Here is a 212-nt window from a genome sequence, read left to right on the forward strand (position 1 = left end):
CTGATTGAATCATCGCTGTACCAAGCTTTCCGGGTAAAAGTTGGCGTCATGCCTTCTAATAGGCCCTGCATCATATTAGTCGCTTTAGCTCTAGGCACACTTAAAGGCTGATCACTATCTACAACGTCGACATAACCCAGATCCTGAATTACCTTGCCCGGCTTCCAAGATGAAGCCTCAACCACTAACGCCGCTTTACCCGGTTTCATAGG

General features: G+C 47.6%; 1 pseudogene. It reads right to left on the reverse strand.

What is annotated here, in order from left to right:
• Positions 1 to 212: pseudogene (locus A3766_RS30825) on the reverse strand (OmpA family protein); the annotation flags it as partial.

The organism is Oleiphilus sp. HI0132, assembly GCF_001635845.1.